Annotated in this window: 18 protein-coding genes, 1 riboswitch and 1 other annotated feature; of the genes, 14 read left to right on the plus strand and 4 right to left on the minus strand. The window is 33.6% G+C overall.

What is annotated here, in order from left to right:
- Positions 1–5 precede the first annotated feature (5 nt).
- The 6 genes from KQI85_RS05825 to spoVAC all read left to right on the plus strand — a co-directional run bounded on the left by KQI85_RS05825 (position 6) and on the right by spoVAC (position 5997).
- Positions 6–755, plus strand: a complete 750-nt coding sequence (locus tag KQI85_RS05825) for a sigma-70 family RNA polymerase sigma factor (RefSeq protein WP_371820556.1) — start codon at positions 6–8, stop codon at positions 753–755.
- Positions 756–1011: 256 nt separating this feature from the next.
- Positions 1012–1335 (plus strand) — a binding site (T-box leader).
- A 186-nt stretch (positions 1336–1521) separates the two neighbouring features.
- Entirely contained in the window at positions 1522–2931 is a 1410-nt protein-coding gene (gene trpE, locus KQI85_RS05830; RefSeq protein ID WP_216575151.1) for an anthranilate synthase component I, read from the plus strand.
- Entirely contained in the window at positions 2928–3491 is a 564-nt protein-coding gene (locus KQI85_RS05835; protein WP_216575152.1) for an aminodeoxychorismate/anthranilate synthase component II, read from the plus strand. The genes trpE and KQI85_RS05835 overlap by 4 nt, the downstream gene beginning before the upstream one ends.
- 772 nt (positions 3492–4263) lie before the next feature.
- Positions 4264–4884: a stage V sporulation protein AA gene (locus KQI85_RS05840; protein WP_216575153.1), complete on the plus strand. Its 621-nt coding sequence runs from the start codon at positions 4264–4266 to the stop codon at positions 4882–4884.
- The gene (locus KQI85_RS05845) at positions 4874–5329 is read left to right on the plus strand and encodes a stage V sporulation protein AB (RefSeq protein WP_216575154.1); all 456 of its coding nucleotides are present in this window, start codon (positions 4874–4876) and stop codon (positions 5327–5329) included. The genes KQI85_RS05840 and KQI85_RS05845 overlap by 11 nt, the downstream gene beginning before the upstream one ends.
- A gap of 197 nt (positions 5330–5526) precedes the next feature.
- On the plus strand, positions 5527–5997 hold the full coding sequence (spoVAC, locus tag KQI85_RS05850) for a stage V sporulation protein AC (RefSeq protein WP_216575155.1): 471 nt from the start codon (positions 5527–5529) through the stop codon (positions 5995–5997).
- Positions 5998–6633: 636 nt separating this feature from the next.
- Here spoVAC and KQI85_RS05855 read toward each other — a convergent pair.
- On the minus strand, positions 6634–7392 hold the full coding sequence (locus KQI85_RS05855) for an exodeoxyribonuclease III (RefSeq protein WP_371820559.1): 759 nt from the start codon (positions 7390–7392) through the stop codon (positions 6634–6636).
- A 283-nt stretch (positions 7393–7675) separates the two neighbouring features.
- On the opposite strand from KQI85_RS05855, the gene KQI85_RS05860 reads away from it, so the two are divergent.
- The 3 genes from KQI85_RS05860 to KQI85_RS05870 all read left to right on the plus strand — a co-directional run bounded on the left by KQI85_RS05860 (position 7676) and on the right by KQI85_RS05870 (position 10929).
- A complete protein-coding gene (locus tag KQI85_RS05860; protein ID WP_253293766.1) occupies positions 7676–9043 on the plus strand; it encodes a CapA family protein in 1368 nt (455 codons plus the stop codon).
- A 340-nt stretch (positions 9044–9383) separates the two neighbouring features.
- Positions 9384–10427, plus strand: a complete 1044-nt coding sequence (locus KQI85_RS05865; RefSeq protein WP_216575157.1) for a stage V sporulation protein AD — start codon at positions 9384–9386, stop codon at positions 10425–10427.
- Positions 10428–10572: 145 nt separating this feature from the next.
- The gene (locus KQI85_RS05870; RefSeq protein ID WP_216575285.1) at positions 10573–10929 is read left to right on the plus strand and encodes a SpoVA/SpoVAEb family sporulation membrane protein; all 357 of its coding nucleotides are present in this window, start codon (positions 10573–10575) and stop codon (positions 10927–10929) included.
- 141 nt (positions 10930–11070) lie between these two features.
- Here KQI85_RS05870 and KQI85_RS05875 read toward each other — a convergent pair whose 3' ends face one another.
- Entirely contained in the window at positions 11071–13881 is a 2811-nt protein-coding gene (locus KQI85_RS05875) for a transglycosylase domain-containing protein (RefSeq protein WP_216575158.1), read from the minus strand.
- 172 nt (positions 13882–14053) lie between these two features.
- On the opposite strand from KQI85_RS05875, the gene KQI85_RS05880 reads away from it, so the two are divergent.
- Positions 14054–14704: a YigZ family protein gene (locus KQI85_RS05880; protein ID WP_216575159.1), complete on the plus strand. Its 651-nt coding sequence runs from the start codon at positions 14054–14056 to the stop codon at positions 14702–14704.
- 630 nt (positions 14705–15334) lie between these two features.
- Here the strand turns inward: KQI85_RS05880 and KQI85_RS05885 are convergent.
- Positions 15335–16228: a phosphatase PAP2 family protein gene (locus KQI85_RS05885; protein ID WP_216575160.1), complete on the minus strand. Its 894-nt coding sequence runs from the start codon at positions 16226–16228 to the stop codon at positions 15335–15337.
- A 2-nt stretch (positions 16229–16230) separates the two neighbouring features.
- Positions 16231–18066 carry a translational GTPase TypA gene (gene typA / locus KQI85_RS05890; RefSeq protein ID WP_216575161.1) on the minus strand — a complete coding sequence of 612 codons (1836 nt, stop codon included), beginning with the start codon at positions 18064–18066 and terminating at the stop codon, positions 16231–16233.
- Positions 18067–18623: 557 nt separating this feature from the next.
- Here typA and KQI85_RS05895 point away from each other — a divergent pair.
- The 4 genes from KQI85_RS05895 (at position 18624) to KQI85_RS05910 (ending at position 22504) form a co-directional block, all read left to right on the plus strand.
- Positions 18624–19262 carry a single-stranded DNA-binding protein gene (locus tag KQI85_RS05895; protein WP_216575162.1) on the plus strand — a complete coding sequence of 213 codons (639 nt, stop codon included), beginning with the start codon at positions 18624–18626 and terminating at the stop codon, positions 19260–19262.
- Between the two features lie 33 nt (positions 19263–19295).
- A riboswitch (Lysine riboswitch) is annotated at positions 19296–19468 on the plus strand.
- Between the two features lie 102 nt (positions 19469–19570).
- Positions 19571–20464, plus strand: a complete 894-nt coding sequence (gene dapA / locus KQI85_RS05900; protein ID WP_216575163.1) for a 4-hydroxy-tetrahydrodipicolinate synthase — start codon at positions 19571–19573, stop codon at positions 20462–20464.
- Positions 20465–20736: 272 nt separating this feature from the next.
- Positions 20737–21492: a 4-hydroxy-tetrahydrodipicolinate reductase gene (gene dapB / locus KQI85_RS05905; protein WP_216575164.1), complete on the plus strand. Its 756-nt coding sequence runs from the start codon at positions 20737–20739 to the stop codon at positions 21490–21492.
- 577 nt (positions 21493–22069) lie between these two features.
- A complete protein-coding gene (locus KQI85_RS05910; RefSeq protein ID WP_216575165.1) occupies positions 22070–22504 on the plus strand; it encodes a hypothetical protein in 435 nt (144 codons plus the stop codon).
- Positions 22505–22533: the final 29 nt, after the last annotated feature.

Below are 22533 nucleotides of genomic sequence, written 5' to 3' on the forward strand. Positions count from 1 at the left end.
AGTGTGTGGATATAAGCGGTATTTCTACCAATGAGCTTATTAAGTTGGCGCACGATGGGAATAAAGAGGCAAGAGACAGACTTGTCATTGATAATACACCGCTGATATGGAGTATAGTGAAGAGATTTACCGGAAGAGGAACAGAGAATGAAGATCTGTTTCAGATAGGTACGATTGGTCTTATAAAAGCGATTGATAACTTTAATACAGATATGGAAGTCAGATTATCTACATACGCAGTTCCACTTATAATGGGTGAGATTAAGAGACATTTAAGAGATGACGGAATAATTAAGATATCAAGGCAGATTAAGGATAATGGTATAAAAGTTAAGAGAGCAACAGATGAGTATATTAAGAGGACAGGAGAAGAACCGACAGTTGCTCAGTTATCATATATGCTTGGGATAGATACTGATGATATAGTAATGGCGATAGAAGCTGCGAGTCAGGTAGAGTCTATATATAAGCCGGTATATGGTAATGATGGAAGTGAGATGAGTCTTATTGAAAAAGTGATGAGTGATAATGATAATATTCAGTCAGAAGATACAGAGAAGAACAGGCTTATAGACAGTATGTTACTATCAGAGCTTCTTAAGAGTCTGACAAGAGAGGAACAGGAGATAATAAGGCTTAGATACTATGAAGAACTTACACAGTCTGATATAGCAAGAAGATATAAGACAAGCCAGGTTCAGATTAGCCGTATGGAGAAGAAGATATTACTAAAACTTAAGAAGAGAGTAATGTGATTGGAATATGGAGAAAATAATGAGAATTGGCTGCGAAAAAGAAAAAATGAGAATTAGAATACGAAAAGAAAATAATGAGAATTGGCTACGAATGAAAATAGTGAGATTAGAATAGAAAAGAGAGAATACATTTAGAGCATAGAAATATATAGTGGTATATAAAAATACATTTTCATATATATAAAAACACTTATGGTGATAAAAAAACAGTTGACTTCATTAAAGTATAGTGATAGAATTCTAAACAAATATGAAGAGAAAATCTATGAACAAAAGTAGTATCATGGAGGATCACATCACAGAGAGCCGGTATGGTGAGAAACGGTATGAAAGATTCATGAGAATGGATTTGGGAGATGTCTGGTGAACAGATTAAGTATTACTTAAGTCTTAATCTTAGTAGCTGTGAACGCGTCCTCGCGTTACAGGGGGAGGAATATGATAGTATTCCGTAAGTTGACAGATAACTGGTGGCAGGTATATTTCAGTATTTGAAAGTACCTGCCTTTTTGTATATTTTTATATTATGTATATCAGCTATCTGTAAGAGGGGTGGCACCGCGGTATAATCGTCCCCGGCATATATGTTAAGTTAAATATATGCCGGGGATTTTTTGATTTATGTAGGTGACAGCATATTGTATAAGGATAAGCAGAGTTTTTGATTGCTTAAGATTATAAATGCGAAGTTACTTTTAAACAATATTGTTTTTTACAAGCAGTGCTTTTTGATTGCTTAAGATTATAAATACTAGGAGGAAATATAATGAAATATGTTTTGCGAGTTTATAAAAAAACAGTGAGTATCACATCTGAGACACCGATAGGGATATATGAAAGCCTTGGAAGAGAGAATATAGGATATCTCCTTGAAAGTTATGATAAGAATAATGGAAGATATACTTTTATAGGAATAGAACCTGATGAACTTATTCAGTCTAGAGGTAATTCACTTGTGATTACAAGAAAGAATGGAGAGACAGAAGTATTAGAAGGTAATCCTTATGAGAAGATAAAAGAGTATTACAGCAGATTTGAGATATTAAGAGATGAAGGCGAATTGGCATTTGGTGGTGGATTCGTTGGAAGCATGGGATATGATTTTGTAAAATATGTAGAAGAACTTCCAGACGAGAATCCGGATGAGATAGGAATAGAGACTATACAGTTTATGTTTGCAAAGAGATTTCTTGTAATTGATCATGTAGCTGAGACTATGAGTGCAGTTGTTCTTGATGAAGATTCGCAGGAAGGAAAATTAAGAGCTATGGATAGTGCAAGAGAATTGCTAGAGAGAGCTGTAAGAACTAAGACAGTGAGAGAAGATAAAGTATCTCTTGATGGCAAGATTATTAATAAGACAGATACTGTTGAATCTTATGGCAGAAAAGTTAATACGATTAAGAATTATATTAAGGAAGGTCATATATTTCAGACTGTTCTATCACAGAGATGGACAATAGAGACTAAGGATGATGGTTTTGCACTATACAAGAGGCTTAGAGAACTTAATCCGTCACCATATCTATATTATTTTAATTTTGGTGATTTTGAGATAATTGGAAGTTCTCCGGAGATGATTGTAAAACAGTCTGATAATAAAGTATATACATGCCCAATAGCAGGAACAAGAAAAAGAGGAAAGACACAAGAAGAAGATGAAGCACTTAGTAAGGAGCTTCTTGAAGATGAGAAAGAGAGAGCAGAACATGTAATGCTTGTAGATCTTGCGAGAAATGATATGGGAAGGATTGCAGAATTTGGTACTGTAAAAGTAACTAAATTCATGGAGATTCAGAATTATTCACATGTTATGCATATTGTGTCACTTGTTGAAGGCAGAAAATCAGGTGAATATCATCCTTTTGATCTTATAGGTTCATTTTTACCGGCAGGAACACTAAGTGGTGCACCTAAGATAAGAGCGATGGAGATAATTGATGAGCTTGAAGAAGTAAAGCGAGGACTTTATGGCGGAGCTACAGGATATATTGATTTTAATGGCAATATGGATTTTTGTATAACGATACGAACTATGATAAAAAAAGGTAATAAAGTATATCTTCAGGCAGGAGCAGGTATTGTTGCAGATTCAGTTCCAGAGTCAGAATATCAGGAATGTTGTAATAAAGTAATGGCACTTGCCACTACACTTGTTAAGGAGGAGAACTTATGATTTTATTAATAGATAATTATGATTCATTCACTTATAATCTGTATCAGTATATCGGGACATTTAATCCGGATATCAAAGTTGTGAGAAATGACAAGATAACAATTAAAGAGATTGAGCAGATGAATCCGGAGAAGATAGTTATATCTCCTGGTCCAAAAGCTCCAAAAGATGCCGGAATATGTCTTGAAGTAATAAGATACTTTGCCGGAAAGATACCGATGCTTGGAATATGTCTTGGACATCAGTGTATAGGCGAAGCATTTGGTGCAACTGTAAGTTATGCTAAGAAGATATGTCATGGCAAACAGTCACTTATTAATCATGATGGAACAGGTCTGTTTAAAGGGATTGATTCGCCTATTAAGATTGCGAGATATCATTCGCTTGCCATTGTAAAAGAAACAGTACCGGATTGTCTTATAGTGACAGCTACAACTGATGATGGAGAGATTATGGCGATAAGACACAGAGATTATGATATTACAGGATTACAGTTCCATCCGGAATCTATATATACAGAGCATGGAAAGAAGATAATAGAGAATTTTGTCAATTCATAATAATTGAATATTTAAAAATCGCACAAGGCAGACTGTAAGGCTACGCAAAGATTGATATGTGTCAACAAAAACACATATTAATCTTTGCGTAGCTAATATATTTTTTTCAGAGATTTTAAAATGGATTATCGGCTTACGAAAGGATTTTATATATGAAAGTATATATCTTCGCACATTCTACATAAATATATACATTCCCTATATGAAAATATAATAACATAATATGTGCATAAAAAAATCTAATAAGGATAGAATATTATATGTAAACATACATTTTAATAAAAATCATTTGCTAAAATATTATTTTGTGCAGCATAAAAATAATATTTATATTTATTATATTTTGTTATAAAATTATATGACTGCGCAATTATATAATGATACAAAATAATATAAAGGCGTAAAAATATAAAAGTACAGTGATAAAAAAGTGTAATAATATAAAATGTAATAATAAAAAAACGTAATAATGAAAAAGTGTAATAATAAAAAACACAATAATAAAAAAACGTAATAATATAAAAACGCAATAATATAAAAGCACAGTAATATAAAAACGCAATAATATAAAAGCACAGTAATATAAAAACGTAAAAATATAAAAGCACAATAATATAAAAACGTAATAATAAAAAAACACAGTAATATAAAAACGCAAAAATATAAAAATACAGTAATATAAAAACGTAAAAATAAAAAAGTACAATAATATAAAAACATAATAATAAAAATACGTAATAATATAATTATGCAATATAGGAGGTGAATTCTTATGAATAATATTATATATATCAAATTCGACCAGGAGATAAAGGTAAGCGAGAGTAAGATTAATATTGGTATGCTTGGAACTGTTATATGTTCTGACAGTAATGTTGAACCTAAGATAAAAGTCCTGCGAGTAATAACTTTTAAGGATAAGAAGCCACAGAAAATAGTATTCTCAGTGATGAAGATAATAGAGATGATTAATGAGAGTTTCCCGGAGTATCAGATTAGTAATATAGGTGAGAATGAATTTATAGTAGATTATAATCCGAATGAGAGTACAAAGGGAGATATAATAAAGGTGATTCTTACAGGTTTTTTTGTATTCATGGGAGCATCATATTCTATAATAGCATATAATAATGATGTTGGTGTTAATGAGATATTTGCGACTCTGTATGAACTTTTTACAGGCAGAAAGAGTGATGGGACAACTACACTTGAACTTGGTTATTGTATCGGTTTGTTTGTAGGAATAATGGGATTTTATAATCATATTTTTAAACATAGATTTTCATCTGATCCAACACCACTTGAAGTAGAGCTTAAGAACTACAAAGAAGATATTAATAAAGCTGTAATTAATGATGCTGATGCAAAAGGGGAGATTAAGGATGCCAATTAGCAGTATTACAGATGTACTCAGTATGGGGATATTAAAAGAGTGTATTCTATTTATATTTGCGTTTGCTTCAGGTGCAGGTGTTGCAGGTGGACTCTTTGCACTTATAACAGTTCTTGGCGTTATAGTAAGATTTGCAATTAAGACGGGAACTGAACAGTATATAGGCGTATATGAGAGCTGTATTATATTTGGTGCAGCATTATCTAATATAGTATGGGTATATCATATATCATTAAGACTTGGTGAAGTAATGTGTTTTATAACAGGTCTGACATATGGGATGTTTGTCGGTGCAATGGCGATGGCACTTTCAGAGACGATAAAAGTATTTCCGATAATGATTAGACGATTAAAACTTAAGATAGGAATAACTGCTATGGTTACAGGATTTGCACTTGGTAAAGCTGTAGGTGGAATTATATGTTATGTCTATTATATAAGATGACAGATCTGAAATAGGATATTGAAAAAAATGTTATTTTTTAAATATTTGTTGATTATCAAGTTCATAGCAGATATGAACAATGTTGATATATAATTATCTGATACTATATTGAGAAAGTTGAGATTAAGAAATGATAATTATGAATATTACTTGTTGTATGACTATCTAATATTATATTAAGAAAGCGAGGAATAGATATGGATGATAATGTAAAAAAGATTAACGATGATATGCGTAACAAGGAATATAATGAGTATGTAAAAGAAGTAACACCTACTCATAATACTTTAATGAACTGTATTCATGCATTTATCGCAGGTGGGATAATATGTGTGATAGGTCAGATATTTACAGATGTATATATGAACTTTGGAGTAGATAAAGAGACAGCAGGATTATATACTACATTAAGTCTTATTGCAGTGAGTGTTATACTTACAGGTCTTAATGTATATCCATCAATTGTTAAATGGGCAGGTGCAGGTGCATTAGTACCTATAACCGGATTTGCCAATTCAGTTGCAGCTCCAGCAATAGAATTCAAGAAGGAAGGATGGATATTTGGAGTTGGTTGTAAAATATTCACAATAGCAGGTCCGGTAATATTGTATGGGATACTCAGTAGTTTTGTTTTGGGGCTTATATACTTTACGTTTGGACTGATATAATTCAATCAAGTAATAGGTAAAAGCATTAATATACAAAATTTTGCATATTTAACGAATTAAAGTATTGCTATCGTAGAGAAAAAGTAATATACTATGTATGTTAGAGTAAGCGTCTAACAGAAGGTTTTTTTTATAAATCTTTTCATATTGTTATCAGATTCCCGAAATGAAATGATCCATCTCCTTGGAAGTACGGATGTAGTCAGCAAAGTCGGACACACAAGCGCAGTAGGAGTGAGAGAGATTAGCTGCGCTCTCCTTTTGAAAAGCTCTGATTATTGTATAGTATTGTATTACAGAGTAAGATGTGTTCGCAAAAAGAGATTGCCTGAGATTGGGTGTATCAGTTGAGCCATATATAATGTTTATAGTCATTTATATTAAGCATGGCTGACGATATGTCTAATCTCAGGCAATCTTGCTTTATTGATAACTTTTATTATAATCTGCGTGTTGCTATATATTCGTGGCGAAAATGATAGGCTTGCCTACGGGATTTCGCCACATATATTTTTTATATAAAGATTTTTAGCAAAAAGGAAACATTGCTAAATCGGGTTGGCATCATAGCTTGTACTGTATAGATAAGAAGTCTTTCATAAAATGTTTAATATAGAAAGACCTTTAGCCTGTGGCTTACAGATTGATATCAAGCTCAACAGGACAGTGATCAGAACCTGATATATCAGTATGAATCTTAGCATCTATAAGTTTCTCATCAAGACTTTTTGATGTTATAAAATAGTCAATACGCCATCCTGCATTTTTCTCTCTTGCTTTGAAACGATATGACCACCATGAGTATATATTCTCCATATCAGGATAAAAATGTCTGAAAGTATCAGTAAATCCTGCATTAAGAAGATTAGTCATCTTATTTCTTTCTTCATCAGTGAATCCTGCATTACGTCTGTTAGTCTTAGGATTCTTAAGGTCAATCTCATTGTGGGCAACATTAAGATCACCACACAGGATAACAGGCTTCTTAGCGTCAAGAACTTTAAGATAATTAAGAAAATCATCCTCCCATACCATTCGGTAATCAAGACGCAATAGTTCATTTTTAGAATTAGGAGTATAACATGTAACCATATAATAATTATCATATTCAAGTGTTATAACACGTCCTTCGTGGTCATGTTCCTCTATTCCTATTCCGTATGTTACATTAAGTGGTTCTTTTTTGGTAAAAATAGCAGTGCCGGAATATCCTTTTTTCTCAGCATAGTTCCAATACTGATAATATCCTTCAGGGTTAAAATCTATCTGTCCGGCTTGTAATTTGGATTCCTGGATACAGAAGATATCAGCATCGCATTCATTAAAAAAATCTGTAAATCCTTTTTGTACACAGGCACGAAGCCCATTAACATTCCATGATATTAATTTCAAAATATAGATCCTCCATAATATTATAATCTCTTTATATTTTATTATAAGTGCAAAGAGCAAAAAAATAAACTGAAAAATATAGCAAAAAATAAACTGAAAAATATTTGATGTAGGATTAAAATTATGTTATAAATTAACGTGTCAATACTGATTATGCCAGAACTCTAAGATGTATAAGTTTTGTATTGACACTCATTAATGATTAGTGTTTGCAATATAAGTTCAATAATTACTAATCAAATATATTAGTCAACTACCAACCACCTAAAGATAGTGGGAGGAGTCTATGACAAACGAAAGGATTTTATATATGAATTGGATAAACAAAGAAACTAAAGGTGCAAAAAGTAATATGTGTAGTATGTTTAAAATTAAAAAATATGTCGCTGCTATTATAATGGTATCTCTTGTATGTGCCGGCTGTGCGAATAAGAGTGTTGATATGTCTGATACATATACGACACAAGCTGTAAAAAGTGAAGATGAAATCATAAATGGAAGTACGAATAGCAATTATACTAATGAAAGCAGTGAATATAATGGTGGATATGGAGGTATATCAGGTAATAGCGGAAGCACAGATATACAAGACGAATCGCAGCCAGACAATGAAGTGTCAATTGTGATGGTCGGTGATGTATTATTACATACACGAGTTGCTGAGAGTGGAGTGAGGGATGATGGTACATATAATTTTGATGCATTATTTATGAATGTAAAAGATGATATAGAGAGTGCAGATATAGCAATTGCCAATCAGGAAGTTATTATAGGTGGAAGTGAGCTTGGAATATCAGGTTATCCTGCATTCAATGCACCTTATGAGCTTGGTGATGCACTTGTTAATGCAGGATTTGATATTATTCTTCATGCAACTAATCATGCACTTGATAAAGGTAGTGCCGGAATTAATAATTGTATTAATTATTGGAGAGAGAATCATCCGGATATAGCTTTCCTTGGAATAAATGATAGTGAAGAGACTAAGAATAACATATATGTTACTGAAAAAAATGGTATAAAGATTGCAATTCTTAATTATACTTACGGAACTAACGGAATTCCAATGCCTGAAGGCATGCCTTATGCTGTTAATCTTCTTGATGAAGAACAGATAAGAAGTGATATTGAGAGAGCACATACAATGGCAGATTTTGTGATTGTTTGTCCACATTGGGGTACAGAATATGTTCTTAATGAGACTGATGAACAAGAGTATTATGCTAATCTTTTTAATGAATGTGGAGTAGATCTTGTAATAGGAACTCATCCACATGTTATGGAACCTGTTAAGTGGATTGAAGGGGAGAATAATAAGACTCTTGTGTATTACTCACTTGGTAATTATGTTAACTGGACATCAGATTATGGCGATGGAATATCTAATCGTATGGAAGGAATGATGGCAAAAGTTAATATTGTAAAGAATGAAGATGGAAGTGTAACAATATCTGATTATGAAGCTGAACCGGTAGTATCACATGTTAACGAAGGATTTGGTAATGTTACGGTATACAGACTTAGTGATTATACAGATGAGTTAGCTTCACAGAATGCAATAATTACACAGGATCAGTCATTCTCTAGAGAGTATCTTGTTAATCTGTATAATCAGATTGCAGAATCATCAGATAATCTCAATAAAGTTAATTAGTCAACTGCCAACCACCTAAAGGTAGTGGGAGGAGCCTGTGACAAACGAGAATTTTATATATGAATCGGAGAATATTATTAAGATAGATATAGCTTAAGTAAAAGTCCGGTGTAACGAATTTTTTACAGATAAAATAAATAAAAATCTACATACTGCAAATAATAATCCTATATATCTAAGAAAAGGTAGATTAGTCAGGCTTTTTTATAAGCTGGATAAAGGTAGTGCGTAATCATCTAAGTCCTAATAAAAATAATAATGGTTATGTAATTTACAGTAATTTGATTATGAGAGTGCGTAATTACCTGGATCTTAATACAAAGAATAAGGAGTGAAAAATATGAGTCAGTATGTGGGTATGCAGAGTATAGTGTATGATAAGCCACCTTATATTACTGAGGTGGCTTCTGTTGTTGGTAAGAAAGAAGGGGACGGTCCTATAGGACATCTCTTTGATAAGATTAGTGATGATGACAAGTTTGGTAAGGATAATTGGGATGAAGCAGAGAGTGAGATGCAGCGTCAGACACTTGAAGTATTACTTAATAAAGCGGCAATGACACCGGCACAGATTAGATATATATATGCAGGGGATCTTCTTGGACAACTTATAGCGACATCTTATGGTGTAATGGATTATAATATTCCATTATTTGGTCTGTATGGAGCATGCTCGACATTTGGAGAAGCGATGGCATTAGGTTCTATGGCTGTTGCAGCCGGATATGCCAATCATATTGTTGCAATGGCATCAAGTCATTTTTGCAGTGCAGAGAAACAGTTTCGTTTTCCACTTGAATATGGCAATCAGCGTCCACTGTCAGCAACATGGACGGTAACAGGTTGTGGGGCAGCAGTTATCAGTGCCGAGCCATCGATAATAGAAAAAAGAGATATTGCAAAGCGTAAAGTTCACATAAAAGGCATTACAACAGGTAAGATAGTGGATTATGGTGTTAAAGATTCGATGAATATGGGAGCAGCAATGGCACCTGCCGCCTGTAATGTTATCAGCCAGAATTTTAAGGATCTGTCAATTGATGAGAGTTACTATGATCTTATAATAACAGGTGATCTTGGTGAAGTCGGTAAAGAGATAGTTATTGATCTTGTAAAAAAAGAAGGATATGACATATCAAGAGTATATTCAGATTGTGGAATTAGAATATATGATGAAGTAATTCAGGATACGCACAGTGGAGGAAGTGGCTGTGGATGTAGTGCTGTTACATTCTGTGCTCAGATATATAAGAAGATAATGGATGGCAAGTTAAATAGAGTTTTGTTTGTTCCAACCGGAGCACTTTTGTCACCGATTAGTTTTAATGAAGGTAGAAGTGTTCCGGGAATTGCACATGGCATAATTATCGAAGCAGAGAATTAGATATAATAATATATATAACGAAAAAATGTATAATAGTGAAACTTTGACTTTGCAAAGAGTGAAGAGAAATTCTATTATATGTTTGTAAATATAAGTTTCGTAAATGATTAGATAAAAAGAATTATAAGGAGAAAAAAGCATGAGTATGACATATATAACAGTATTTGTAACTGGTGGGATAATATGTGCATTAAGTCAGCTTCTTATGGACAAGACGAAACTTTTGCCTGGAAGAATTATGGTTATACTTGTATGTCTAGGATGTCTTCTTGGAGCTTTGGGTATATATGAACCATTTCTTGAATTTGCTAAAGCAGGAGCAAGTGTTCCACTTATAGGTTTTGGTAATAGTTTGTTCAAAGGTGTAAAAGAAGCAGTTTTGGCAGAAGGATTTATTGGATTGTTTAAAGGTGGATTTTCAAAATGTTCCGTAGGAATATCAGGAGCACTTATTATTGGCTTTGTGGCATCACTTATATTCGATTCCAAGATGAAAAAATAAATGAGTGAAAAATAAAAAGATAAAATCAGAAAGTGAAGAGCAGAAAATAATAAGTAAAAAGATAAAATCAGGGAATAGAAAAGTGAAAAATAATAAAAATAAACCCGACAGAAAACAAAAATTTCTGTCGGGTTTGTTAGTCTATTCGTTTACTTTATCATCTGATTTATTAGTATCTCCACCTGAATTAACACCACCATTAGTATTATTGCTGCCATTATTATTATCATTATCGGAAGCAGAGGTTTCTTCAGAAGGTTTAGTAGGAGTCTCTTCTGTAGAATTGTTAGGCTTAGTGGCATCAGTACTAGGTTTGGTTGTATCGTTAGGTTTAGTAGTATTCTCAGTACCAGGTTTTGTCTCACCTGCATCAGTAGTAGCTTCTGGTGTTGTAGTACCAGGTGCAGCTGTGCCACCATGAAGATTACATGTCTGTGACAGATAATCGTCTGGAAGAACATATTCGGCATCGGTTGTAGAATCATTTTTGCCGCCTTCTTTTTGAATAAAGATACGTTCAACTTTGCTAGGACATGTATCAGTAGCAGGAAGACCGGATTCTTCACAGACAGTAACTTTTACATGTGTGTTACAGTATTCTGTAGGTACAGTATCCTTGGTAAAATATTCTGTTTTTATGCAGCTTCCACGAGGATCACAATCACATAACCCTTCAACCGGAAGAAGTCCTGACTGACTACAGATCTGAACTGATACGATATCATCAGGTTTTTCAAACTCTTTAGTAGGAAGTCCTTCATGAATTCGTGTCATAACTTTGCTCCATGTTGATGCTGCTACACTTACCCATGAATTAGGAAGTGTGGATGTATCATCATATCCAAGCCATACAGAACCTGCATAATAAGGTGTATAGCCGGAGAACCATAGATCGTAAGAACTTGATGTTGTACCTGTTTTACCGGCAACATGCTGACCACTTACAGCAGCACGACCACCAGTACCATTAGTTACAACACTTTCTAATGCACTTGTAAGAAGCCATGCAGTTGATTCTTTGATAACGGTATGAGTCTCAGGTTCAGTATTATCAATAAGAACATTGCCATCGTGATCAAGAATCTTAGTATAGAATTTTGGTTTGGTATATGTTCCATTATTAGCAATAGCTGCATAAGCTGCAGTAAGTTCTAAGTTAGTTACACCTTTTGTAATACCACCAAGAGGAAGAGCCTGAACAACATCGTGGCTTGTTCCGATTGGTTCATCGGCACTTACAAGAGTAGTAAATCCGTATTTTAAGAGATAATCAAAACCAAGTTTTGGTGTAAGTTCTGTCATTAATTTAACTGCAGGTATATTTCTAGACCATGCAATTGCATATCTTATATCCATAAGACCTTTGTATGCACCATCCCAACTGGCAACAGGCTTGCCGTCTTTGTAGTAGAATGGAGCTTCATCTATAACAGATGCTAAAGACATTCCGGCTGAATCAAGAGCTGCAGAGTATACTGACAGTGGTTTAAATGTAGAACCGGGCTGTCTTGTAGTATCAGTAGCTCTGTTAAGTGTAAGACTTCCAAGTTTTTCACCACGTCCACCGACAATAGCCTTAACTTCACCGGTATAAGGATCCATAATAGTCATAGAAGCTTGTGGCTGTAGTGTATAAGATAAAGCTTCACCAAGATTCTCTTCTCCATTAGCAAGCATTGCTGCTTTGAATGTCTCTACATCAGCAAGAGCTTCTTCTTCACTATCATATATAAGTTTGTATGCAGCTTGACCAAGTTCATTTTGAAAATATACTTTAAGATTCTGTTCAGAATAGTTATTAATGTTACCTGAGGAATCTTTGGTTGATAATCTGTAACTTATTGAGTAATATTCTACATTATTAAAGTTCTCAGGATTATTGAATTCTTCGTCAGCAATAGCCTGTATAGTTGAATCCTGTGTTGTATAGATGCTTAAACCACCTCTGTATACAAGATTATAAGCTTCGTTTTCAGTATAGCCTTTGAGAGTAACAAGATCATCAACAACCTGTTGTGTAAGTTCATCAACAAAGTATGTATAATAAGATGTCTCTTCGTTATCAACACTTACAGCACCGATTCGTTCATATACAGCATCACTGTCAGCAATAGCTTCATCGTATTCTGCTTGTGTAATATCTCCTTTTTTCTTCATCTTATTAAGAACTTCAAGACGTCTCTCTTTGTTATTGTCAGGATGTCTGATAGGATTATATTTAGATGGGTTCTGTGTTATTGCTGCAATAACAGCACATTCAGACAGTGAAAGTTCGCTGACTGATTTACCAAAATAGCTATTAGATGCGGCTTGAACACCAAGAGTATTATTACCAAGGTTAATTATATTAAGGTAATATTCAAGAATCTCAGATTTGTCCATTTGTTTTTCGAGCTGTAATGCGAGATACTGTTCCTGAATCTTACGTTTTAATGATTCTGCGAAAGTGCTTTCGTCAGCACCAACATTGAACACGGCATTTTTGAGCAGCTGCTGGGTAATGGTACTTGCACCCTGTGAGAAGTGACCACCATTCTTAACACCTAATACAAAGGCTCTGGCAATACCTTTTATATCTACACCATTATGTTCATAAAAACGGGTATCTTCAATATCAACAAAAGCCTTCTGAAGATTGACAGGAATCTCATCAATGGTTGCATATACTCTGTTAGCACCACTGGCAACAAGAGTTTCTATCTCTGTTCCATTATTATCATATACGCTTGTGGAGTAACCACTTGGCATAACATTAATAGATGATATGTCTGGTGCTGTATCAATAATACCTTTTATAATACCAATTCCTGTGCAAGCAATAGCAACAAGAGAAACAAGCAGGCAGATGATTACAATATTAAAAGCAGTGACAGTACACTTGCTTTTTACTTTCCTGGAAGTTTTGGAAAGTTTTTTTTGTCTGTCTCTTGCACCTTTCTTTCCATAATTCATATTTAAAAGCCTCCTAATTTTTTTGACTTATGTCCATTGACTTATTATACCAAAAATAAAATAGTCTGTACATTAAAATATGTTTTTGTTAAAATAAATTAAGAAATGAAATTACTTTGTAACATATATAGTTTTGACACTAAAAAATAATTTATACAGTGAGGTTTAATGTATGGCTGATAATATAAAGATAGTATATGATGGCGGAAAAGGTGAGATAATTGAGAAAAAATCACGCTTCATAGGTGAAGTATGGCCAATCGAGACGGAAGAAGATGCAATAAGAATAATAGAAGCAACTAAGAAAAAGTATTGGGATGCAAGGCATAACTGTAGTGCTTTTGTAATAGGCGAAAATAATGATATACAGAGATATTCTGACGATGGAGAACCACAGGGAACAGCCGGTAAACCTATGCTGTCTGTTCTGTTAAATGAAGGGATACATGACTGTCTTGTAATAGTAACAAGATATTTTGGCGGAATCTTACTTGGAACAGGAGGTCTTGTAAGAGCTTACCAGCAGGCAGCTAAAGAGGCACTTGATAATGCACGAATAGTTGTAAAACAAAAAGGTGCAAGTTATAAAGTTACAACTGATTATAATGGTATAGGTAAGCTTCAATATATAGCAGCACAGAATAACATAACAATAATGGATACAGAGTATTCTGACAAGGTAGTTGCACACTGCCTATTAAAAAATGAAGAACTTAACGCATTTGAGAAGAAGATGACAGAAGCCACTAATGGCAAAGTAACCATAGAAAAAGAAGAAGATATGGAGTTCGCCATATCAGACGGAGATGTCATCGTATTCTAAAGAGTATACATTTAAAAATCTCATAAGGGAAGTTATCTACACTACGTCAGGATTAATATATATCAACAAAAACACGCTCTCGCTAAATGTCCATCGTAACGGTACTAAGTTTGTTCTACACCTACGGTGTATAACGCACTAAGTGCCGACGATTACCATATTGTTTTCTTTTGATATATATTAATCCTGACGTAGTGAATATAGGTTTTTTAGAGATTTTTAAATGGCTTATTGGCTTACGATATACAATTATGCTAAGTTTTAGTATTATAACTTGTTGGTTTTTACTTTCATAGATTTGTAGATTTTTTAAGTCTTTCACGTAAAAAAATATATAAAGGTATATATTTTACGAAAACATAAATGCGAAACTCATCGAAACGTAGATTGGATTGTCAGAATATAAATAGCATCAAAAGAAAACAATGTGGAAGCCGTCGGCACTTAGTGCGTTGAAAGGCAAAGACTTTCAACAAACTTAGTACCGCTACGGCGAACACTTAGCGAGAGCGTGTTTTTGTTGATGCTATTTATATTCTGACAATCTTTGGTATGTTGTATTGGAGTTTCGCTCAAAATGTATATTTTGGCAAAACAAAAGCAAGGAACGATAATCCTTGCTTTTGTTAGTTATAGATTTTTATTGAAAACTTTTTTAATGATAATTGGATATACATATGCAAGCCAATTATCATTAAAAAAGTAACGCACTGTGTTGGCAATCATTCCTTTGCCTGTAACAAGTGGAAGTAATGTTTTTATTACAACGATGCCTGCCATGCCAAGAATAACCTTGATAATGTGTAATGGTATAGATTTACAAGATGTATTAAATCTAACATAATTCTTTTCAAGATAGAATCCGGCAAAATATCCAATAGCACCACCAAGTGTTACAAAACTGTCTTTTGCAAGAAAAGGAGTAGTATTGCCTGTCTTGACAAGGACGAAAGTATATATGATAAGGCACAGACATATAATAATGGCTGATATAATAAATATACGTTCACGTCTTATATTAGCAGATATTGTATTATAGAATCTATCAACAAGGATACTTAATACTAATGCTATTGCAAAAGCTGTAAGAACATCCTTTGGAGAATGAACTCCAAGATACATTCTTGACATACCTACAAGTATTATGATGATGCCAGATATAATAATGTATATTCTTTTCTTAAGTGAGAAAGCAAGAGAACTATATATAGATGTAGCACCTTGCGTATGTCCGCTTGGAAAAGAGTATCCGGTTGCAGCTTTCACTGCACTGTCAACCGGATGAAGTCTTTTGTCTGTCAAAAAAGGCCTTTTTATTCTAAAAGTAACCTTAAGTGACTGGATAAGAATACCAGATAAGAAGTATGAAAAACATGCTTTATATCCATATTCTTTATTAAAACACCAGTAAGTTATACATATAAGTGATACAAGAATAAGATCCTGACCAAAATATGTTATGAACTGTACTAATATATTAAGCGGAGTAGTCCTTAAATTTTGAAGAAGATACAAAAAATCCATAATTATTTACCATTCTTTTTTGAACGATAACGTAATGTTGGATCAAGAATTCTCTTACGAATACGGAGATTCTTAGGTGTAATCTCAAGAAGTTCGTCTGTGTCGATGAATTCAAGAGCCTGTTCAAGACTAAGAATCTTAGGTGGAACAAGTCTTAAAGCATCATCAGCACTTGATGAACGTGTATTAGTAAGCTGTTTCTTCTTACATACGTTAACTTCAATGTCTTCAGCCTTTCCTGTTTGTCCAATAATCATACCACCATATACTTTTTCACCAGGGCCAACGAATAATGTACCACGTTCCTGTGCATTGTAAAGACCATAAGTGATAGTCTCACCTGCTTCATAAGCGATAAGTGAACCCTGTTTTCTATACTGAATATCACCTTTGTAAGGAGCATATCCATCAAAAGTAGTATTTAAGATACCATTACCTTTAGTATCTGTCATGAATTCGCCTCTGTATCCGATAAGACCTCTTGCTGGAATAGAGAATTCAAGTCTTGTATATCCGCCGTTGTTAGTTGCTGACATACCCTGAAGTTCACCTTTTCTAGAACTTAACTTCTGAATAACTGTACCTGAGAATTCTTCTGGTACATCAACATAAGCAAGTTCCATTGGCTCAAGGAGTTTACCTCTTTCATCTGTATGATATAAAACTTCAGCTTTACTTACTGCAAATTCAAATCCTTCACGTCTCATGTTCTCAATAAGAACTGAAAGATGAAGTTCACCACGTCCTGATACTTTATAACATTCTGTTGTCTCTGTTTCTTCAACTCTTAATGATACGTCAGTATTTAATTCTTTGAAAAGTCTGTCACGAAGGTGTCTTGATGTTACATATTTACCTTCCTGACCTGCAAGTGGGCTGTCGTTAACCATGAAGTTCATAGAGATTGTAGGCTCTGAGATCTTCTGGAAAGGTATAGCAACAGGATTCTCAGGAGAAGTAAGAGTATCTCCGATATGAATATCTGCAATACCTGATATAGCAACGATTGAACCGATTGTAGCTTCTGAAACTTCTACTTTATTAAGACCATCAAATTCATATAATTTTGAAATCTTAACTCTCTGATGTTTTGACTCATCATGATGATTAACAAGTAAAAGATCCTGATTAACTTTAATTGTACCATTGTCAACTTTACCAACACCAATACGTCCAACATATTCGTTGTAATCAATTGTACTGATTAATACCTGAGTATCAGCATCAGGATCTCCTTCAGGAGCAGGAATATAGTTAACGATTGTCTCGAATAAAGGAGTCATGTCTTTTGGTTCGTCATCAAGATTTAACATAGCATAACCGTTCTTAGCAGATGCGTATACGAATGGACAGTCAAGCTGCTCGTCTGATGCATCGAGATCCATGAATAATTCAAGAACTTCATCTATAACTTCATCAGGTCTTGCTTCAGGTCTGTCAATCTTGTTAATACATACAATAACAGGAAGGTCAAGTTCGAGAGCTTTTCTTAGAACGAACTTAGTCTGAGGCATTGAACCTTCATAAGCGTCAACAACAAGAACAACACCATTAACCATCTTAAGAACTCGTTCAACTTCACCACCAAAGTCAGCATGGCCTGGTGTATCGATAATGTTAATCTTAGTATCCTTATAATAAACTGCTGTATTTTTTGAAAGAATTGTGATACCACGTTCTCTCTCGATATCATTAGAATCCATTACTCGTTCAGCAACTTCCTGATTCTGACGAAATACACCACTCTGCTTTAAAAGCTGATCAACTAATGTTGTCTTACCATGGTCAACATGAGCGATAATGGCAATATTTCTAATATCTTCACGTTTCTTTTTCATAATAATAAAACCTCCAGATAACGTCTTCTTATTAAAAGACGCAAATTTCAACGAACATTGCAACTGTATTAGTTTATCATATTTTAGGCTAATTACAACCCTTTTTTTTATAAAACATAATAAGTTAATCAGATAGTACTTTTTTTATAAAATATTAATATGCCAATAGGATAGCACTTTTTAAAATATATAATAATCTAATCAGTCAATATCTATCCGTAAGTAGCTAAATAATACAATCAGACAACACTTTTTGCAACATTTTTCGCACATAATAGCAATTAATAGATTGTTGTATAGTGTTATAATCATATAGAAAATTAAAAAAAGTCGATTTCTTCTAGCAAAATAAAGGATTTGCTGATATAATGTGTGCAATGGAATAAAAACTCACTATTCCAGAATACTATTAAAGTCAGTAATAGTATGGCAAAACAGTGTAAAAAACTCTTAGGCAAGAGAAATACTAGTTCTAAAAGTTGGATTTGCTGAATACAATTAATTACAGACAAATACAAGAAGCACAATAATTTGCTTGAGAAGGGAGAAACACAGAGATGGTGGATAAAGTCATTGAAAACAACAGAGTAAGCATTATAGGAGAGATAGTATCCAAATTTGAATTCAGTCATGAGGTATTTGGAGAAGGTTTCTACATTGTCAATGTCTCAGTCAACAGACTAAGCGATTCAGCTGATATAATACCAATTATGGTATCAGAACGTCTTGTTGATGTAAAAAAGGATTACAGAGGATGTACAGTTGAAGCATCTGGTCAGTTCAGATCTTTTAACAGACATGAGAATAACAAAAACAGATTACTTCTTTCTATTTTTGCCAGAGAAATCGAATTTACAGATAATGCAGGCGAATATGCTAAGACTAACCAGATCTATTTAGATGGATATGTGTGCAAGCCACCGGTTTACAGAAAGACTCCTCTTGGAAGAGAGATTGCAGATCTATTAATTGCTGTAAATCGACCATATGGTAAATCTGATTATATTCCATGTATAACATGGGGCAGAAATGCAAGATACTGCTCAAGATTTGAAGTGGGATGTCATATCAGAGTATGGGGACGTATTCAGAGTCGTGAGTATACCAAGAAGACAGATAATGGTGAAAGCATTCAAAAAGTGGCATACGAAGTGTCCGTAAGTAAAATAGAATTCGTTGACAATGAAGAGTGTTAATGTTATATTGTAGATAAGAAAGCAATAATAACTTTCAGAAGTAGAGGTTGCGTTTTTCATTAGTAGCCTGCATGATATATTCAGGATAGATGATTGCAGAGAAAAGGGAAAGACGCCGAAGCAGGCTGTAACCTGATGTGCGGCCAGCTGGGCATATGATTAATAGTTATATGACTGTCATCAACAGATGGGGAGCTACTTAACGAATTAGGATTTTAGTTACGTACTTTATCTTAAAGAGTCAGCCCCGGGCTGGCTCTTTTTTTCGGTTAGTTTCCTACATATCAAAGTTTAGGAGGAAAAGAAAAATGGCAATTTTTAAAGGAGCAGGCGTTGCAATTGTAACACCATTTAAGGAGAACACAGAGGTAGATTATGACAGACTTGGTAAGATGCTTGATTATCAGATTGAGAATGGTACAGATGCCGTAATTATCTGTGGAACAACAGGTGAGGCATCAACTCTTACTCATGAGGAACACTTAGAATGTATAAAATATACAATAGATAAAGTGAATAAGAGAATTCCTGTAATAGCAGGAACAGGTTCAAATTGTACAGAAACAGCCATTTATTTATCAAAAGAAGCAGCAGGATATGGCGCTGACGGACTTCTTGTAGTAACACCATATTATAATAAGGCAACACAAAAAGGTCTTATTGAACATTACAAAGCTGTAGCAGATAGTGTAGACAGTACACCTATTATTATGTATAACGTTCCTGGAAGAACAGGATGTAATATACTTCCAGAGACAGCAGCAACACTTGTTAAGAACGTTGACAATATTGTAGGTATTAAAGAAGCTACAGGCAATATATCACAGGTTGCAAAGCTTATGTCACTTACTAATGGAGATATTGACTTATATTCAGGTAATGATGATCAGATAGTACCAATTCTTTCACTTGGTGGTATAGGTGTTATCTCAGTATTATCTAATGTAGCACCTAAGAAAGCACATGATATAGTAGCTGAATATTTAAAAGGCAATACAAAAGAGAGTGCAAGATTACAGCTTGAAGCGATTGAACTTATCGATGCACTTTTCTGTGAAGTTAATCCAATTCCTGTTAAGACAGCTCTTAATCTTATGGGAATGGAAGCAGGACCTTTTAGAAGACCACTTTGTGAGATGGAACCTAAGAATCTTGAGAAACTTAAAAATGCAATGGTAAATTACGGAATTAATATAAAATAATAAAATATAGATAAAGATATGAACCCCGCATTGTTATAGTATATTATGAAGCATAGAGTGTATTAATCGTTTAACTTTTATGGTATGAAGATTAATATAGTATATGAGAATAGAATATTATGATGATGCGGGATTAGTTGTAATAACGATAGGTAAATTATATAACTACGAGTAAATTATATAACTACGATTGAAAAAATATCAAAAAACTAATAATGAAAAAGAAAGGAGCGTTGCAGACTTAAGAGAATAGTCTGTGGCAAAATAAGAACATGGTAAGAGTGATAATGCATGGATGCAATGGTAAGATGGGACAGGTAATTACCGGAATAGTTAATGAAGATGCTGATACTGTAATAGTAGCAGGAGTAGATCCATACGATGACGGACATAACAATTATCCTGTATTCTCATCAATTGAAAAATGTGATGTAGAAGCAGATGTAATTATTGATTTTGCAAGTGCAAAAGCAGTTGATGCACTTCTTGATTATAGTGAAGCTAAGAATATTCCGGTAGTGTTATGTACAACAGGTCTTTCACAAGAGCAGCTTAACAGAGTTAATGAGACAAGCAAAAAAGTAGCAGTGTTAAAATCAGCTAATATGTCAGTTGGAATTAATACATTAATGAAAGTATTAAAATCAGTAGCACCAGTATTTGCAGAAGCAGGATTTGATATTGAGATAGTTGAAAAACATCATAATCAGAAAGTTGATGCACCAAGTGGAACAGCACTTGCACTTGCAGATTCAATTAATGAATCACTTGATAATGTATATGAATATAAATATGACAGAAGCAAAGAAAGAGTAAAAAGAGCTAAAAATGAGATTGGAATCAGTGCTGTAAGAGGTGGTTCTATTGTTGGTGAACATGAAGTTATATTTGCCGGAATGGATGAAGTTATAGAATTTAAGCATACAGCATATTCAAAAGCAATATTTGCAAAAGGTGCTGTACAGGCTGCTAAGTTCTTAAGTGGTAAACAGCCGGGCCTTTACAATATGAGTGATGTAATTGGTTAATCGTCTAAGAACATATATTAAAAAATCTTACACGAAAAATTATACAGGAAAATTATAAATAATAAAATAGTATACTAAGAAAAAAGATTAAAAGTATGGTTTATCATATCTGATCTGACAAAGAGCAAAAATAAAAAAAGCCCCGAATTAGGGGAGGGAAGCCGGTGCCAATGGCACCGGCCAAAGTATAATGAAAAAGTTTATCAAAAATTTGTTATTATCGGGGAGGAGCCTTGATTTGCATCAAGGCTATATGAGGATGAAAAAGTACTACTTATTTCACTTCTCTTATAGTATAAAAGTACTATGTGTCATCATTGTGTCCGTTTTTTGAACGAATTGTTAACATTCGATATAAAATATATAAAATTTCAAAAATTAAAATTAACTTAGAACAATAATACAATATTGAGAAGAATTATCTGAAAATAGTCCATTAAATTATATCGGCAAGTATTCTCCATAAAATTATGAATAGATTATAAAAAATAGATCATAATAACTTATAACTGGTACTTAATTAAAATCAGTATATTTGAAATTATTAAAATAACCAACATATAAAGGAGAGCTGAATATGAGAAAAATCAGAAAAATTCTAACAGGTATAACAATGATAATGTGTCTTGCACTATTAGGTGGTTGTACTGATGATGGGAGTAACGGGAATGGAACTGATAAAGGAACAACCGGAGCAGATACTAACACATCAACACAGAATACGACAGAAATTAATAATGGAACAACAGATAATGGCAATACAGAAAATGGACTTATTGATGATATCGGAACTGATAGCAAGGATATAAGTGATGGTATTGGTGACGGAATAAAAGATATAGGAGACGGTATTGGTGATGGTGTGAAAGATATAGGAGATGGCATAGGTAATGGAATAAAAGATATAGGAGATGGCATTGATAATAATGCAACTGTATCACAGCCTGCCACTGATAATAACAATAATAACAATAATAATAATAATAATACAAGGGATAACACTAGTGAATAGTAATAAAAAAGGAAGTGCAGATAGCTATA

Origin of the sequence: Falcatimonas sp. MSJ-15, from assembly GCF_018918265.1 — a bacterium.
Taxonomy (GTDB): domain Bacteria; phylum Bacillota; class Clostridia; order Lachnospirales; family Lachnospiraceae; genus Falcatimonas.